At 65.8% G+C, this 16,024-nt stretch carries 13 protein-coding genes; 7 read left to right on the top strand and 6 right to left on the bottom strand.

Features of this window, described 5'->3' with window-relative positions; all coding sequences use genetic code 11:
- Positions 1-1,139 (top strand): hypothetical protein (locus tag AC066Y_RS41805; protein WP_478278933.1); only part of this gene is annotated, 1,139 nt, incomplete at its 5' end.
- Between the two features lie 104 nt (positions 1,140-1,243).
- Here the strand turns inward: AC066Y_RS41805 and AC066Y_RS41800 are convergent.
- The 3 genes from AC066Y_RS41800 to AC066Y_RS41790 form a co-directional block, all read right to left on the bottom strand.
- Entirely contained in the window at positions 1,244-2,470 is a 1,227-nt protein-coding gene (locus tag AC066Y_RS41800; RefSeq protein ID WP_478278932.1) for a GGDEF domain-containing protein, read from the bottom strand.
- A gap of 106 nt (positions 2,471-2,576) precedes the next feature.
- Entirely contained in the window at positions 2,577-4,088 is a 1,512-nt protein-coding gene (locus AC066Y_RS41795; protein ID WP_478278931.1) for an AMP-binding protein, read from the bottom strand.
- Positions 4,089-4,173: 85 nt separating this feature from the next.
- Positions 4,174-5,910: an extracellular solute-binding protein gene (locus AC066Y_RS41790; protein WP_478278934.1), complete on the bottom strand. Its 1,737-nt coding sequence runs from the start codon at positions 5,908-5,910 to the stop codon at positions 4,174-4,176.
- A 384-nt stretch (positions 5,911-6,294) separates the two neighbouring features.
- On the opposite strand from AC066Y_RS41790, the gene AC066Y_RS41785 reads away from it, so the two are divergent.
- Both AC066Y_RS41785 and AC066Y_RS41780 read left to right on the top strand, forming a co-directional pair.
- A complete protein-coding gene (locus AC066Y_RS41785) occupies positions 6,295-7,131 on the top strand; it encodes an invasion associated locus B family protein (protein ID WP_212314392.1) in 837 nt (278 codons plus the stop codon).
- A 389-nt stretch (positions 7,132-7,520) separates the two neighbouring features.
- Positions 7,521-8,795: an MFS transporter gene (locus AC066Y_RS41780; RefSeq protein WP_478278930.1), complete on the top strand. Its 1,275-nt coding sequence runs from the start codon at positions 7,521-7,523 to the stop codon at positions 8,793-8,795.
- Positions 8,796-8,845: 50 nt separating this feature from the next.
- Here the strand turns inward: AC066Y_RS41780 and hspQ are convergent, their stop codons facing one another.
- Positions 8,846-9,178, bottom strand: a complete 333-nt coding sequence (gene hspQ, locus AC066Y_RS41775) for a heat shock protein HspQ (protein WP_024584048.1) — start codon at positions 9,176-9,178, stop codon at positions 8,846-8,848.
- Positions 9,179-9,299: 121 nt separating this feature from the next.
- Between hspQ and AC066Y_RS41770 the strand changes: the two genes are divergently transcribed.
- Positions 9,300-10,253 carry an AEC family transporter gene (locus tag AC066Y_RS41770; protein WP_478278929.1) on the top strand — a complete coding sequence of 318 codons (954 nt, stop codon included), beginning with the start codon at positions 9,300-9,302 and terminating at the stop codon, positions 10,251-10,253.
- A 7-nt stretch (positions 10,254-10,260) separates the two neighbouring features.
- Here the strand turns inward: AC066Y_RS41770 and AC066Y_RS41765 are convergent, their stop codons facing one another.
- Positions 10,261-11,445, bottom strand: coding sequence for a UbiH/UbiF family hydroxylase (locus AC066Y_RS41765; RefSeq protein ID WP_478278928.1), 1,185 nt, complete (start codon positions 11,443-11,445; stop codon positions 10,261-10,263).
- Positions 11,446-11,578: 133 nt separating this feature from the next.
- On the opposite strand from AC066Y_RS41765, the gene pcsA reads away from it, so the two are divergent.
- From pcsA to AC066Y_RS41750, 3 genes are all read left to right on the top strand, one after another.
- Entirely contained in the window at positions 11,579-12,307 is a 729-nt protein-coding gene (pcsA, locus tag AC066Y_RS41760) for a phosphatidylcholine synthase (RefSeq protein ID WP_478278927.1), read from the top strand.
- A complete protein-coding gene (locus tag AC066Y_RS41755) occupies positions 12,304-13,029 on the top strand; it encodes a TerC family protein (protein ID WP_478278926.1) in 726 nt (241 codons plus the stop codon). Before pcsA ends, AC066Y_RS41755 begins: the two co-directional genes overlap by 4 nt.
- Positions 13,030-13,163: 134 nt before the next feature.
- Entirely contained in the window at positions 13,164-14,138 is a 975-nt protein-coding gene (locus AC066Y_RS41750) for a quinone oxidoreductase family protein (protein ID WP_092114426.1), read from the top strand.
- A 173-nt stretch (positions 14,139-14,311) separates the two neighbouring features.
- Here the strand turns inward: AC066Y_RS41750 and AC066Y_RS41745 are convergent, their stop codons facing one another.
- Positions 14,312-15,508 carry an acetylornithine transaminase gene (locus AC066Y_RS41745; RefSeq protein WP_478278925.1) on the bottom strand — a complete coding sequence of 399 codons (1,197 nt, stop codon included), beginning with the start codon at positions 15,506-15,508 and terminating at the stop codon, positions 14,312-14,314.
- Between the last annotated feature and the right edge of the window lie 516 nt (positions 15,509-16,024).

The following is a 16,024-nucleotide window of genomic DNA, read 5'->3' as shown; positions in this document are numbered from 1 at the left end:
TGTCGCAGGTCAGCTACGTGTTCGGCCCCGGCGGTTCGACGCCCGATACGCTCTGGGTGAAGGCCAATGACGGCAGCATGTGGAGCGCCTGGAAGAGCTTCACGGCAACACCGGGCCCCGACACGGCTCCGGTGGTGACGGCGCCGAACGTCAGTGGCATTCACGACCATTCGGTGGCGGCCTCGACCCTGTTCTCGACCACCGATGCCGAGCACGACACGATCACCCAGTACGCGTTCTGGGACACCGGCGGCAACGGACACTTTGTGGTCAATGGTGTCGCCCAGGCCGCCAATGCCGAGATCGATGTCTCGGCGGCGAACCTGTCGCAGGTCAGCTACGTGTTCGGCCCCGGCGGTTCGACGCCCGATACGCTCTGGGTGAAGGCCAATGACGGCAGCATGTGGAGCGCCTGGCAGAGCTTCACGGCCACCGCCACCAACCAGGCGCCGACGGTCTCGGTCGCTAACGTCGTGACGGTCTCGGGGCAGACCTTTGCTGCTGCGAACCTCGTCACGGCGACGGACGCCGACGGCGATGCCATCACGAAATATGCGTTGTGGGATTCCAACACCAACGGGCATTGGAGCGTTAACGGAGCTACGCAGGCCGCGAATACGGAGATCGACATCACGGCGGCGCAACTTTCCCAGACCACCTATCAGGCCGGCTCGGGCACCGATCAACTCTGGATCCGGGCCAATGACGGCATCGCGTGGGGGGCCTGGCAGCCCTTCAACGCGACTGGCGAGAGCTCCGGCAGTGCCAACATCGCAGCGGGCGCCACCCTGGACTTGCCGGGGGCGTCGAGCGCCACTGTCGCATTCCAGGGTACGACGGGGACGCTGAAGCTCGACAATTCCGCGAGCTTTAGCGGAACCGTCGCCGGAATGACCGGTTCGGACGCGATCGATTTCGCCAACATCAATTTCGCGAACGTTCACACGCCGACCTTCAGCGGAGACTCATCGCACGGAACGCTCACGGTGACGGACGGCACCGTCACGGCGAGCATTGCGCTGCTGGGCAACTACATGGCCTCGACCTTCACGACCTCGAGTGATGGCCATGGCGGGACCCTGGTTGTCGACCCGCCGGCGATGCAGGTCAGCCAGCTGGCGCAGCCGCAGCATGCGTGAGGCCTGAAGATGAGGCATGCGGAGCCACCGAGACAAGGTGGCTTCGCCTGCTGCCGACGCTTCCCGCCGGCGATCGCGGCAACTGACAAGCGGCATAGAGATTGTTACGACGCCGCGCGTTCCGGCGTGCCGAACAGGCGCCCGAGCAGCGAGAGGGCGGAATCGCCCGGCAGCAGCGTTGCGATGCTGACGGCGGGCTCGGCCCTGGTGTCGCGGCGGCCGTTCTGGGTGTGGCGCATCACGCTTGCCAATCGCCGCGTGATCGCCTGGGCATTGCGCAGATCGGTCCCGGCGAACGCCACGACGAGCGACCGGTCGTCGTGCACGGCGCCGAAATCGGCCTGGCGCATCAGCCGGCTGATGATCCGCGCACCGTCGAATTGCGCACGCGGCTGCGTGTTGTCGAAGGTGAACCGCGCCACCGAGAGCGCGCCGCCGCGCTCGGCGGTCTGGTAGACGGCGGTCGCGAAGTCGCGCTCGAACGCGGCCTTGGTGAGCAGACCGGTCCGGGGATCGATCAGGCCCTTGGCGTCGATCGCCTTGAGCATGCGACCGAGCCGCGCCTCGAAGGCATGCTGGCGGATCATCGGCAGCACCATGTCGCCGACGCGCGTCGGCCCGGCCGTGACGATCTCGAGATTGGGCAGCTCGTAACGCGGCGTCAGCTCACCGGACGCGACGATCACGGGCAACGGGCGGAAGCGAACATCCTCGGTCAGCACCGTCAGGAACGCATCCATCACGCGCGGGGTGAAGCCTTCGGCCAGCACGATGCCGTCGATGTCACGGTTGGAGAGATGCTTTGCGGCCGCCTCGATGCTGAGCGCGCCGACCACGCCGGCGCGTTCGCCGAGCGCCACCGACAGGGCCGGGTAGGCGCCGCCGCGACCGATCAGGAGCGCGGTGGCCTCTCCGACCGGATCGATATCGGATAATGCGATCGGTGTGGGCGGCACCTGGCGGCGCATCACGGTCGCATGCAACGCGCGAACGCGTAAGGACGCGTTGAGCCGGGCAACCAGGCGATCCGGCATGCCTTTGTGCTGGAGGAACGCGATGACCGTGTCGGGCAGGGTGGTCGCTGGATCGACCGCGATCAGCGGCAGATAGGGCGCGCGGGCGGCGGCGCGTTTGGCCAGGCCCGACAGGGTAACGAAGTCGACGCCCTCGGCGGCCGCAATGATAGCGGCCGGCTTGACCTGCTCGATGGCCCGTCCGACCTCGCTCCAGTCGGTGACCACGACCGGAAACAGCTTCGTTTCGTCGAGGACCGCGGCAAACGGCGGCTTTGCCGACGCCGATACGATGAGGACCGGACCTTGTTGAGACATTCGAACGCTCGAAACCAATGCACAGATCAGCAAACGGTTACGATGCTAGTTGGCATGGCTTAATGCGGCGTCAACACAATGCTAAGACTAACGCAATGATAAGATTTTAAGGCATTCCGGTGCTGCCGCGGTCGCGAAATGCTTCGATCATCAACGGGTTAAGCCCAAGTTCTGTCAGGGCGTCGCGGGCCCGCGCATTGTCCTGAGCCCGTCCGGCCAGCCGGTGGCCGCTCAGGCGGTCGGGCAGTGCCGTCAACAATGCGCCCTGGCCGAGTCGGCGCGACCACTCCTGCAACTCCCCGGCAAGAAAGCGGTAGCCGCCGACCGTCATGACCCCTGACGGCGGGGCGGTGATGTTGACGGCGCCGGTCGCGCGGTCGACCCGCGCGGCATATTCGGTGTCGACGTAATCACGCGGCGGCGGCGCAATCAGACTGTCGCCCGGGGGCGGCGGCGGCGCATAAGCGGCGACCGGCACCATGGGCCCGCGCAGGCCGAGCGTGCCCTTCGGGGTCAGCAGGATCTCGCCGGCGATCGATGCGCCGGGAGCCTCACGCGGCGCGCTGTGCGGGCCGGGCTTGATCGGGGCCGGCGATCCATCCTCGGCGTTGCGGCGGGCGCCGAACAGCCCGGCCTCGCCGAACAGATAGACGTCGGTCAGGGTCACCCGCCGCGACGTCCAGTGCGCACTGGAGGCTACCTGCTCCGGCGTCCGCCAGAGGCCGATCGCGTTGCGCAGGGTGGGCAGGCGTTCCGACAGGCCACACTCATCGAGCCGCAGCGCGAGCTGCGCCGGCGCGATCAGCGTGTCGCAGCCGTGATCGTTGAACTGGGTTTCGAACGCTTCCTCGTCGAACGGGTGATGCATGACGAGCGTTCCGCCCGACAGCAGCCAGGTCACCAGCGACGAACAGATGCCGGCAAACGACATCGGCGCGAATGCCGACATGATGGTCGCGCCCTGTGCCAGGTCGCTCTCCAGCGACATCGCGAGCCCGCCGGCGATCAGGCCGAAATGCGCGCGCGGCACCGGACGAAAACCCTCGCTGGTGACGTCGAAGGAGATCAGCGCCGGCTTCCGGCCGTCCTGGATCATCGGGCGAGAGGACCGGGATTCCTGCTGGATCGCGTCATCGAGCGACGCCATGCCTTCGGGCAGATCGGTGCCGAAGCCGCAGACATGGCGGATCGAAAAGGCTTCCGCCGCGGCGTTCATGGCGATGTCGGCGTAGGAGACGCCGTCAATCCTGCCGCAGGTGACGATCGCCCGCGCCGCGGTGCGGTTGAGGACGGAGGTCAGCTCGGCCTGCCGCCACAGCAGCGGCAACGGCGCCACCACGAGGCCGACACGATAGGCGGCGAGCACGGTCAGGGCGAATTCGATCGTCGAGGGAAGCTGAACCGCGATCACCGTGTTGGCCGGCAATCCGCTCTCGACGAAGTGGGCGGCGATCGCCGAGATCGCGCGGTCGGCCTGAGCATAGGTCAGGCGCTTGGGGGTCTGTCCGGTGACGCGCTGCTTGTTGATCGGGTCGACCAGCGCCAGCGCCTCGGGTTGCCGCGCCAAACTGCGCTTGAACAGCGTATCGAGCGTGGGCGAGGTGATCGACTGGTTCACAGGTTCAACGTCGGTTGCATCGCTTCGATCAGATCGGATCATGCCGCGTCGGGTCGCAGATCACTTGGCAGCTCAATTTGGCAGCTCACTTGGATTGCGCGCCGGGTTTCTGCCACCAGGTCTCCGGCAGGTAGCCCGTCAGCGCCGTGGCCGAAGGCCGTTCTATCCGATTCCAGCGCGCGATCCATTGCTCTCCCAAGTTAAATAGGGGGATAGCGTAGAAGCCGGACATCAGGGCCCGGTCCAGCGCCCGCACCGCCGAGACGAAGGCCGGCCGCTCCCGCGCCGCGAGCAGCGCGGCGATCATGGCGTCGATGGCCGGATCCCTGGCGCCCATGTAGTTGCGGGTGCCCGGCACTTCGGCGGCCTGGCTGCCCCAGTAGAACCACTGCTCGTTGCCCGGCGACAGCGACTGGTCCCAGCGAATGGGGATCATGTCGAAGTCATATGCGACCCGGCGCTGCTCGAACTGCACCGCGTCGACCACCCGGACCGCGGCGTCGATGCCGGCTCGCTTCAGGTCGCGCTGATAGGCGAGGGCGATCCGTTCATGCTCGCGTGTCGTCACCAGGATTTCGATCCGGAGCGGCGTCCCGGTCGAGCGCTGCTTCAACACCGTGCCGTCGAGCGCGTAACCCGCCTCCGACAGCAGCGCGAGCGCGTTGCGCAGAACGGTGCGGTCGCGGCCTGAGCCGTCGGTGTCGGGGAGGCGATAGCGGCCCTCGATAATGTCGGGCGCGATATGCGACAGATACGGCTTGAGCAGATCGCGCTCGCGGTCATCGGCCGGGCGGCCGTAGGCGGACAATTCCGAGCCGGCGAAATAGCCGGCGGCGCGCGAATAGAGTCCAAAATAGTAATTGCGGTTGATCCATTCGAAATCGAAAAGCATCAGCAGCGCCTGGCGCACCCTGACGTCGGCGAACTTCGGCCGCCTCGTGTTGAACACCAGGAATTCGGACGGATCGGGCGTGCCGATCTTGATGGTGTCGCGGATCACCTCGCCGCTTTTCGCGGCGGGGAAGTCGTAGCCGTCATGCCAGCGCAGCGGTTCGGGCTCGGTCCTGAAGTCATAGAGGCCGCGCTTGAACGCCTCGAACTGGCCGTTGGCGTCGCGGTAGTAATCGAGCCTGATCTCGTCGAAATTCCAGAGCCCGCGGTTGACCGGCAGGTCGCGCCCCCAGTAATCCGGATTGCGGGTGAAGGTCACGCTGCTGCCGGGCTTGACCGCCGTCACGCGGTACGGGCCGGAGCCGATCGGTGGCGCCAGAGTCGTCTCTTCAAACTTGGAGACGTCGATGGCATGGCGCGGCAAGATCGGCATCAGGCCGAGGATCAGCGGCAATTCGCGGTCCGCAACGCCGCCGAAATCGAACCGCACCGTGAGCGGGTCGAGCACCTCGGTCTTTGCGACTTTCGAATAATACTGGTGATGCAGCGGACGGCCGTGATCGCGCAGCAATTCGAGCGAGAACACGACGTCGTCGGCCGTGACCTCGTGCCCGTCGGAGAAGCGCGCGCGAGGATCGAGGCGGAATGTCACATAGCTTCTGGCATCGTCGGTCTCGACGCTGCGGGCGAGCAGGCCGTACAGCGTGAAGGGCTCGTCATTGTTCCGCACCAATAGGCTTTCGTAGACATAGCCGCGCTCGTAGGCGTAGCCTCGGAGCTGCTGCACGGCGAGACCCCTGACAATCAGGGGATTGAGGCTATCGAAGGTGCCGTCCCGGGGGCTCAGGACCAGACGGCCGCCCTTGGGGGCGTCAGGATTGGCGTAGGGAAGGTGAGTAAAGTCGGCAGGCAGCGCGGGCGCGCCATGCATCGCGATGGCGTGGCTCTCGGTGGCGGCCGCAGGGGCAAGCGCGCTCGTCAGGAATGCCGGGATGGATGCCAGCACAAGCCAGAGGACGGCCAATGCGGCGCGCCAACCGTGCCCGGGAACACGTGCGTGAGGCGCCGGATTTGATTCGCGAAACGTCACATCAGGAGGTTTATCACAGGGCGCTGAAACTCGCCGTGACATGGCCGCAAATGCGCTTGTCGGCATTGATCTTTCCGCGCGCCGCTGTATTGAAGGCGTGCAATTTGAAGGTGGGAACGCCTGTCACGTATCCGCCTCAATTGACTAGGAGACAGCCGCCCAAACGGCTATGTGTCGGCGCCTGCAGCGGTTTCGGGCGCTGCCGTTCAGAAAGGGTTTTCCGCAATGAATTTCCGTATCTTGGCCGCCCCGGTCCGGCCGCATGGGCGAATTGTTGCCCTGATGGCGGCGACGGCATTCTCTGCAGCGCTCCTGGTTCCTGCCGCTTGGGCCCAGCAGCCGGCAGCGCCGGCGCCTGCGGCACCGAAGGCCGCGCCCAAGGCGGCACCGAAGGCAGCTCCGAAGGCGCCGGCGCCGGCAGCCCAGCCGGCACCCCAGGCACAGGCCCCGGCCGCAGGTCAGGCACCTGCTGCCGCCGCCCAGCAGCCGCCCCAGGATCAGCAGATCCAGCTGATCTACGCCCCTTGGACCAAGTTCTGCCTGAAGGGTCAGGAAGCCAACGCCAAGCAGGTTTGCTTCACCGGCAAGGACGGCCGCATCGAGTCGGGCCAGCCGGTGATCGCCGCCGTGATCATCGAGCCGGAAGGCGAGCCGAAGAAGATCCTGCGCGTCACGCTGCCGCTCGGCATGCAGCTCGTTCACGGCACCCGCATCATCGTCGACGGCAACCCGCCGCAGCAGGCGCCCTATGTGATCTGCTTCCAGAACGGTTGCATGTCCGACTATGAAGCAACCCCCGAGCTGATCGCCAACATGAAGAAGGGCCAGAACCTCGTGGTTCAGGCGATCAATTCCAACGGCGCGCCGCTGACGCTGCCGCTGCCGCTCAACACCGAATTCGCCAAGGCCTATGACGGTCCGCCGACCGATCCGAAGGTGTTCGAGGAAAACTCGAAGAAGCTGCAGGAAGAGTTGCAGAAGCGCGCCGAAGAGCAGCGCAAGAAGCTGGAAGGCGCGGGCGGTGCCGCTGCGCCGGCTCCGGCCAATCCGGCAGCCAAGTAACAACGTCGATCACGCGTTCAAGAAAGCGCGAGATCGTCGCAAGCAAAAGGCGCCCGCAAGGGCGCCTTTTTTGTCATGCGAAACGGACTGGCTGATGGCAGCCTGCCGCGCTGGTGACCGTGCCCATCGTGTGCGATGGTCGCTCAAGGCAAATCGATTGCGCCGAGCCGCGTCGTCGTTGCCTCGTCCGGACAAGTCCGGCGTCGAAGCACAATCATAAATCCGTCACGGGAGGCCAGACGAAAGCGCGGCACGCGCCTTCGATGCGCAAATGCGCGCGTGGTTCCGTGCGGACCCTGGCCGCTGTGCGGACGCCTGATGGCGCGATGCGACTGGACTTTGCCTGGGTCGCAAGCCCGTCCGCTGTTCGCAATCATGGAAGTCTCCCAATGTCCCAGCGAGTCAACACGCAGCGGCGGGAACCGCTCTCCCGGCCTTCGGAGCCGCCGACCGGCCGTGCTTCGGCCGATGCCGGCGGGCGCCTCAACCAGGACAACGTTCCCGGTGCCTTTCATCCGGGCATCGTTCATCTCGCGCTGGCGATGGGCGGGTTCGCGATCGGCATCGCCGAATTCGCGACCATGAGCCTGCTGCCGTTCTTCGCCCACGATCTGCACATCAGTGAGCCCCAGGCCGGTCACGCGATCAGCGCCTACGCGCTCGGCGTCGTGGTGGGCGCGCCTGTGATCGCCGTGCTGTCGGCGCGCATGGCGCGGCGGACGCTGCTGATCGCGCTGATGGGCTTCTTTGCGCTGATGAACGGCTTCTCCGGGCTCGCGCCCGACTACCACACCATGCTGGTGCTGCGCTTCCTCGCCGGGCTGCCGCACGGCGCCTATTTCGGCATCGCCATGCTGGTCGCAGCCTCGCTGGTCCCGATCGACAAGCGCACGGCGGCCGTCGGCCGCGTGCTGCTCGGCCTCACCATCGCGACGACGATCGGCGTGCCGCTTGCAAATGGCGTGGGGCAGGCGATCGGCTGGCGCTGGGCGTTTGCGATCGTTGCCGGTCTCGCGCTCCTGACCGCCATCCTGGTCCTGATCTTCGCCCCGCGTGACGTCGCCGACCGCAAGGCGAGCCCGCTGCGCGAGCTCTCGGCGCTGGGGCGCAAGCATGTCTGGCTGACGCTTGCGATCGGCGCCATCGGTTTCGGCGGACTGTTCTCGGTCTACACCTATCTGGCGTCGACCATGCTGGCGGTGACGCACACGTCGCCCGCGCTGGTGCCCGTCACGCTATGCGTGTTCGGGGCCGGCCTCACCGCCGGCAACATCATCGTGCCGCGCTTTGCCGATCGCGCGCTGATGGCGACCGCGGGCGGCCTGCTGCTGTGGTCGGCGGCGACGCTGGCATTGTATCCGCTGGCGGCGGCGAATTTCTGGACGCTGAGCGCCGACGTGTTCCTGATCGGGCTGGGCGGAGCGCTTGCCACCGTGTTGCAGACCCGGCTGATGGATGTCGCGGGCGAGGCGCAGAGCCTTGCTGCTGCGCTCAACCATTCCGCCTTCAACGTCGCCAATGCGCTGGGGCCGTGGCTCGGCGGAATGGCCGTCGCAGCCGGCTACGGCTGGACCTCGACCGGTCTCGTCGGCGCCGGACTGGCGCTGGCGGGTTTTGCGGTCTGGGCGATCGCGGCGGCGCTGGCCGCGCGTGAGGGGGTATGAGCAGTTCGGAAGCCACGCCGTCGCGTCCGTCGCCGGACGGGCGCCGCGCCTCAGTTCAGCGACGGATTGCGCGGACGGTAGCCGCCCGATTTGTCCTTCACGAAGATCTCTGCCACCTGCGAGTGCCGGATCGGCTCGCCGGAATCGTCGGGCAGCAGGTTCTGCTCGGACACGTAGGCGACGTACTCGGTCTCCGAGTTTTCCGCGAGCAGATGATAGAACGGCTGGTCCTTGTGGGGCCGCATGTCCTCGGGGATCGACAGCCACCATTCCTCGGTGTTGTTGAACTCCGGGTCGATATCAAAAATCACGCCCCGGAAGGAGAACACCCGGTGACGGACGATCTGCCCGATCTGGAATTTGGCGGTGCGCGCTTTGATCATGGTTCGTCGATAGACCAACATTGTGGCCGATGCTAGAGGCTAAGCCTCGAATTAACCCCCGGTTTACCGATTCTGGCCGGACCAAAACGACCCGAGATCCGGCCGAGAAACTACTTTCAGAATGATCGATATCCTCAATCTGGCGTTGCCGTATTTCGGCTTGATCTTTATCGGCTACGCGTGCGGAAAAGCCAAGGGTTTGCCCGAGAGCGGGCTCGCCTGGATGAATTTCTTCCTGCTTTACGTTTCGTTGCCGGCGCTGCTGTTCGGGATCATGTCGAAGACACCGTTCGCCGAGCTGAACAACCCGCCATTCCTGATCGCCACCACGCTCGGAACCGTGATCGCGTTCTTCCTGGCGATGGTCGCAGGTAAGCTGATCGGCGGGCTGTCGCTGCGCGAGGCGACGCTGGCGGGCCTGTCGGGCGCCTACGGCAATATCGGCTACATGGGCCCTGGGCTCGCGCTCGCCGTGCTCGGCACCAAGGCGGCAGCCCCAACCGCGCTGATCTTCTGCTGCGACAGCATCTTCCTGTTCTCGATCGTGCCGCTCCTGATCGAGCTCACCGACCGCGACCATCCCTCGCTGCTGCACGCGCTCGGCGTGGTGCTGCGGCAGATCGTGCAGAACCCGCTGATCATGTCGGCGGTGTTCGGCGCGCTGGTCGCCGCGTTTCATATCCCGATTCCGGTCGCGCTCGACCGCACCATCCAGTTCCTGCAAAACGCCGCCGCGCCGATGGCGCTGTTCGTGCTCGGCATCACCGTGGCACTGCGGCCGTTCGAGCGGGTACCGTGGGAGGTGCCGGGCGTGGTCGCGATCAAGCTTCTGATCCATCCGCTGCTGGCCTTCGGACTGATGCTGCTGTTCGGTCCGTTCGCGCAGCCCTGGGCTGCGACCGCGGTGCTGATGGCCTCGCTGCCGCCGGCGCTCAACGTGTTCGTGATTGCACGGCAGAACGACACCTGGATCGAGCCGGCGTCGGTCGCGGTGCTGATCGGCACCTTCGCCTCGGTGGTCACGCTGACCAGCGTGATGTGGTTCATCCAGAGCGGACGCTTGGTGTTTCCCTAGCGGAACGCTACCGCCGCCATGACGGCGCGAGACCCTCGCGCATCGCCAGCCGCCGCAGCGGGCCGAATGCGCCGATCAGATGCAGGCCGGCGGCCCGCGCCGTCTGCACGCCGAGGAAATCGCTGAGCAGCGAGCGGTTGGCGATGTCGATCGCCCAAATCCGGCTGGCAACATCGGGCCGCCGCGCCGCCTGGTAGCGCGACAGCACATGCGGGGCGCCGGGATCCTCGCCGCGGCCGATCGCTTCGCCTGTGATCTCGGCGATATCGGCGGCATCGCGCAGCCCCATGTTGAGGCCCTGCGCGCCGATCGGCGGCAGCACATGGGCGGATTCGCCGACCAGCGCGATCCGGTTCTTGGCGAATTGCCTCGGCCGCTCGATGGCGAGGGGAAACACGTGACGGCCGCCCTGGACCTCGACGCGGCCGAGAATCGAATGCGACTGCCGCTCGGCCGCTTCGGACAATTCGTCGTCGCCAAGCGCCTTCAGCCGTTCGGCCTCCTTGGGCGCCGAGACCCAGACCACGCTGCTGCGGTTGCCGCTGAGCGGCACGAACACGCAGGGGCCGTGCTCGGTGTGAAACTCGGTCGAGATGTTCCGGTGCGGCCGGCTGTGGCTGATGTTGAAGGTGAGGGCGGATTGGCCGAGCTCGCGGCTGACCACCTCGATGCCGGCGGCCTCGCGGGACAATGAATTGCGCCCGTCGGCGCCGACCACGAGCCGAGCCGACAGGGACTGGCCCTGCCGCGTCACCACCGTGACCGCAGTATCCTCCGGTTGCACCGAGGCGGCCTCGTCGTCGAACCGCGTCAGCGCGGCCATGTCGCCGGCGCGGTCCTCGAGCGCTGCGACCAGCGAGCGATTGTCGATGTTGAAGCCGAACTGCTCGCGGCCGATCTCGTCGGAGGAGAACCGCACTTCCGGGGCGCGGATCAGGCGGCCGGTATCGTCGACGAGGCGCATGGTCTTGAGCGCGGCGGCCTTGTCGCTGCAGCGCCGCCAGACGTCGAGCCGCTCCAGGATCTCGGTCGAGGCACCGAGCAGCGCGGTGGTGCGGTTGTCGGCATAGGGGGCGCGGCGCGCCAACAGCGCGGTCCGCGCACCGGCCTCGGCGAGGGCAATTGCAGCCGTCAATCCGGCCGGACCGCCGCCTATTACGATAACGTCATAATCCTGGGAGCTGTCGGTCATATCAGGACATTTGACATGCTTGGCCCGATTTTCAAGCCATCGGTAACCACCAAGAGTCTCCAACGATCTGCGCGGCGGAACGCCGCAAGACTGCATATGCAAAGCTGGCCGATTCCTGATAGCACTTCGGCCGATGGAGCACTCGAGCCAGCCGGATGCGTTGCCAGAACGGATGCGGACCGCCGCATTCTCCGTTCATATCTTCACGGCGCTCGGCGCCGGGGTGGCGCTGCTGGCGATGCTGGAGGCGGTGCGCGAGCATTGGGCCAACATGTTCGCCTGGCTCGGGGTCGCGCTGATCATCGACGGGATCGACGGCCCGCTGGCGCGCCGGCTCGACGTGGTGCGGCTGCAGCCGAACTGGTCGGGCGAGGTGCTCGACCTGGTGGTTGATTTCGTCACCTATGTGTTCGTGCCGGCCTATGCGATCACCGCGAGCGGCATGCTGCTGCCGCTGGCCGCGCCTATCCTCGGCGTCGGAATCGTGGTCTCGAGTGCGCTGTATTTCGCCGACCGCCGCATGAAGGCCGACGACAACCATTTCCGCGGCTTCCCGGCGCTGTGGAATGCGGCGGCGTTCTATCTGTTCCTGCTGCATTTGCCGCCGGTGCTGTCGACGATCGTGGTCGCGGTCCTGATCGTGCTGACCTTTGCGCCGTTCCATGTGCTGCACCCGTTCCGCGTGGTGCGGCTGCGCTGGCTGACGCTGTGGCTGCTCGGCGCCTGGGCGCTGCTCGGCATGTACACGCTCGCCAACGATTTCGTGGTCGGAGCCCCGATCACCTTCGGCCTCTGCGCCATCGCCGTCTACATCGTCGGCAGCGATACCCTGATCCGCCGGATGAAAGCCTTCAGAGCATGATGCAATTGATCACCAGCCCGGAAGCCTGGGCGGCGCTGCTGACTCTGACGGCGCTCGAGATCGTGCTCGGCATCGACAACGTCATCTTCCTGTCGGTGCTGGTCTCGCGGATTCCGCAGCCGCAGGCCAACCGGGCGCGGCAGATCGGCCTGCTGCTGGCGCTGGTGTTCCGCATCATCCTGCTCAGCGTTCTGGTCTGGCTGATCGGGCTGACGCAGCCTGTGATCACCATCGAGAGCGTCGCGCTGTCGTGGCGCGATATCATCCTGATCGGCGGCGGCCTGTTCCTGATCGCCAAGGCAACCCACGAGATCCACGGCGAGGTCGAGGCGCGTGACGCCGAGGAGAATGGCAAGCCGAGCCCCAACGCGTTCTTCTGGGTGATCGTGCAGATCATCATCATCGACCTGGTGTTCTCGCTGGATTCGATCATCACCGCGATCGGCATGGCGCAGGACATCGAGATCATGATCGCGGCGGTCGTGATCGCGTGCATCATCATGTACGTCTCGTCGGGACCGGTGGCGCGGTTTGTCGCGGAGCATCCGACCACCAAGATGCTGGCGCTGGCGTTCCTGGTGCTGATCGGCGTGGCGCTGGTAGCCGACGGCTTCAAATTCCACATTCCGCGCGGCTACATCTATTTCGCCATCGCATTCTCGGCGGCAGTCGAGATGTTCAATGTGCTGGCCAGGCGCAACCGCAACAAGCCGGCCGGCTAAAGGGCATGATCTTTTCGGAAAACCGCTTCACACTTTTCCGGATCATGCTGTAGCCCCGGTTCCGGACGCTTGGTTGACAAGCCGGCGCCGATGGCATTCGCTCGTTTGACGCTGAGATCTGAGGGAGCGACGACATGACCAAGGCTGTGCGCGTGCACAAGGTGGGGGGCCCTGAGGTCCTGACCTATGAGGATGTCGAGGTGGGGGCGCCGGGGACCGGCGAGGTCCGCATCCGCCAGCATGCGGTCGGGCTGAACTTCATCGACGTCTATTTCCGCACCGGCCTCTACAAGGCTCCGGGCCTGCCGTTCATCGCCGGCAACGAGGCCGCGGGCGAGGTCGTGGCCGTCGGTCCGGGGGTGACCAATTTCCACCCCGGCGATCGCGTCGCCTACTACTACAACCTCGGCGGTTACGCCTCCGAGCGCGTCATCCCGGCCGACAAGCTGGTCAAGTTGCCCGACCATATCACCTACGAGCAGGGCGCCGTGCTGATGCTCAAGGGACTCACGGTCTGGTACCTCCTGCACAAGACCTTCAAGGTCGAGCAGGGCCATCGGGTGCTGATCCATGCCGCAGCCGGCGGCATCGGGCTGCTCGCCTGCCAGTGGGCCCACGCGCTCGGCGCGCATGTCATCGGCACCGTTGGCTCGAAGGCGAAGGCCGATATCGCGCTCGCCAATGGCTGCGACCACGTCATCCTCTACAACGAAGAAAACTTCGTCGAGCGCGTCAAGCAGATCAGCCGCGGCGAGCTCTGCGACGTCGTTTATGACGGCGTCGGCAAGACCACGTTTCCGGGATCGCTGTCGTGCCTGCGGCCACGCGGCCTGTTCGTCTCGTTCGGCAACGCCTCCGGGCCGGTGCCGCCGTTCCCGCTCGCCGAGCTCAACAACCACGGTTCGCTGTTCGCGACGCGGCCGAAGCTCAACGACTATGTCGGCACCCGCAAGGAGCTGCTTGAAGGCGCCGACACGCTGTTCGCCGCTGTGATCAACGGCAAGCTGCACGTTCCGATCAACCACGCCTATGCGCTCAAGGACGTCGCCAAGGCGCATATCGATCTGGAGAGCCGGGCGACCACGGGCGCTGCGATCTTGCGGCCGTAAGTCTCGCCGTCATTGCGAGGAGCCCGCGACAAAATTGCAAAGCAATTTTGCGCTGAAGCGACGAAGCAATCCATTGTCCCGCACGCGTGGAGGGATGGATTGCTTCGCGGAGCCTGTCATCCGGCGGCGCTTCGCGCCGACCGGGTGGCTCGCAATGACGGGCGTAGCGGCAGTTACGCCACCCGCCGCGCCGCGCCGACTTTGGTCAGCACGGTATCGAGACAATCGATGACGGCGGAAATCTCCTCCCGCGTCACGTTGAGCGCCGGCATGAAGCGCAGCGTGTCCGGCTGCGGCGAGTTGACCAGCACGCCGGCCGCGAACGCCTCGGCGACAACGGCCGCGCCGATCGGCATCTTGAGATCGAGCGCGAGCAGCAGGCCGCGGCCTCTGATCTCGCCGAGCCCGTGCCGCGCCGACAGCCGCTGCAATTCGCGCTCGAGCAGCAGCCCGGCGTCGGTGACCGATTTCAGGAAATCGGGCCGGCCGATCTGATCGAGCACGACAAGCCCCGCGGCGCACATCAGGGGGTTGCCGTTGAAGGTGCCGCCCTGATCGCCGTGATCGAAGCACGAGGCATGTTCGGTCGCAAGCAGCGCCGCGAGCGGCACGCCGCCGCCGATGCCCTTGCCGAGCGTCATGATGTCGGGCTCGATTCCGGCGTGCTCGTAACCAAACAGCTTTCCGGTCCGGCCCATGCCGGTCTGGATCTCGTCGACGATCAGCAGCAGGCCACGCTGCTGGGTCAGCGCCCGCAACTCTCTAAGGAACGCGTCGGTCGCTGGCCACACGCCGGCTTCGCCCTGGATCGGCTCCAGCATGACCGCGACCGTCGACGCCGTGATCAGCCGGCGTACCGACTCGATGTCGTTCAGCCGCGCTTTCCGGAAGCCAGAGACTTTCGGCTCGAACAGCGGCTCGAACGCCTTCTTGCCCGACGCCGACATCGTCGCGAGCGTGCGGCCGTGGAAGCCGCCTTCGAAGGTGATGATCTCGTGCGCGCCACCCTTGTACTTGGCGCCGAATTTGCGCGCGAGCTTGATCGCGCCCTCGTTGGCCTCGGCGCCGGAATTGGCGAAGAACACCTGATCGAAGCAGCTGCTGTCGACCAGCATCTTCGCCAGCTTGAGGCTCTGCTCGTTGTAGAATGCCGGGCTCGGCGTCAAGAGCCGCCTGGCCTGCGCGGCCAGCGCATCGGCAACGATGACCGGCGAGTGGCCGAGCGGATTCACGGCCCAGCCCTGCACGAAATCGAGATAGCGGTTGCGGTTGGCGTCCCACAGATACGGGCCTGCGCCGCGCACGAACACGACCTCGGGGCGAGCGGTGATGTCCATCAGCGCATCGAACGGAGGGGTAGCGTTGGTCATATCGATCTCCTCTGGGGTCGGTGTGGGGATTAAGGGCAGGCCGAAAAAGCAAGAAGGCCGCGCTTTGGGGCGCGGCCTTCTCGAAAACCTTGGCTGACTTTAGCTAATCAGCGGTGGCGTCGGACACGGCGCAGCCCAGCATCGTCGCGGGTGCGACGACGGTTGATGGCGCGGCGGTGGGTCCGGTTCAGCTTCATGGCGCAGGGCCATACAGCCGAAGGGCAAGTGGTGTCAAGCGCGAGGTGATATCGCACGCAAGCAGCGCGCCCAGCGTGCGAGAGCGTTTTCGAGCGAAGTGGACGCCGGTTCGCGTGAAGAAAACGCGTCAAAACAAGAATCTAGAGCTTCGGTTCTGATTCAATCTGAACCGAAAGTGCTCTAGGCTGCGACTAGAGCGGTTTCCACTTGATATGGGTCACTACTCGTATCCGGCATGTCGAAAGTAGTTCGCGCATTGCTCGGGTGCAAATGTCTTGATGAGCTTGCCGATCAGCTTCATCAGCGTTGTCACGGTGC

This window comes from Bradyrhizobium sp. USDA3010, from assembly GCF_056429065.1.
Note: the sequence above shows the minus strand (reverse complement) of the source record. Positions and strands in the feature narration are given on the sequence as shown.

What these genes read in the sequence shown, in the direction of transcription:
- AC066Y_RS41745 (WP_478278925.1), bottom strand. Translation starts at nt 15,508, where the DNA reads ATGACCAACGCTACCCCTCCGTTCGATGCGCTGATGGACATCACCGCT.
- hspQ (WP_024584048.1), bottom strand. Translation starts at nt 9,178, where the DNA reads ATGATCAAAGCGCGCACCGCCAAATTCCAGATCGGGCAGATCGTCCGT.
- AC066Y_RS41765 (WP_478278928.1), bottom strand. Translation starts at nt 11,445, where the DNA reads ATGACCGACAGCTCCCAGGATTATGACGTTATCGTAATAGGCGGCGGT.
- AC066Y_RS41785 (WP_212314392.1), top strand. Translation starts at nt 6,295, where the DNA reads ATGAATTTCCGTATCTTGGCCGCCCCGGTCCGGCCGCATGGGCGAATT.
- AC066Y_RS41800 (WP_478278932.1), bottom strand. Translation starts at nt 2,470, where the DNA reads ATGTCTCAACAAGGTCCGGTCCTCATCGTATCGGCGTCGGCAAAGCCG.
- AC066Y_RS41750 (WP_092114426.1), top strand. Translation starts at nt 13,164, where the DNA reads ATGACCAAGGCTGTGCGCGTGCACAAGGTGGGGGGCCCTGAGGTCCTG.
- AC066Y_RS41755 (WP_478278926.1), top strand. Translation starts at nt 12,304, where the DNA reads ATGATGCAATTGATCACCAGCCCGGAAGCCTGGGCGGCGCTGCTGACT.
- AC066Y_RS41780 (WP_478278930.1), top strand. Translation starts at nt 7,521, where the DNA reads ATGTCCCAGCGAGTCAACACGCAGCGGCGGGAACCGCTCTCCCGGCCT.
- pcsA (WP_478278927.1), top strand. Translation starts at nt 11,579, where the DNA reads ATGGAGCACTCGAGCCAGCCGGATGCGTTGCCAGAACGGATGCGGACC.
- AC066Y_RS41770 (WP_478278929.1), top strand. Translation starts at nt 9,300, where the DNA reads ATGATCGATATCCTCAATCTGGCGTTGCCGTATTTCGGCTTGATCTTT.
- AC066Y_RS41790 (WP_478278934.1), bottom strand. Translation starts at nt 5,910, where the DNA reads ATGCATGGCGCGCCCGCGCTGCCTGCCGACTTTACTCACCTTCCCTAC.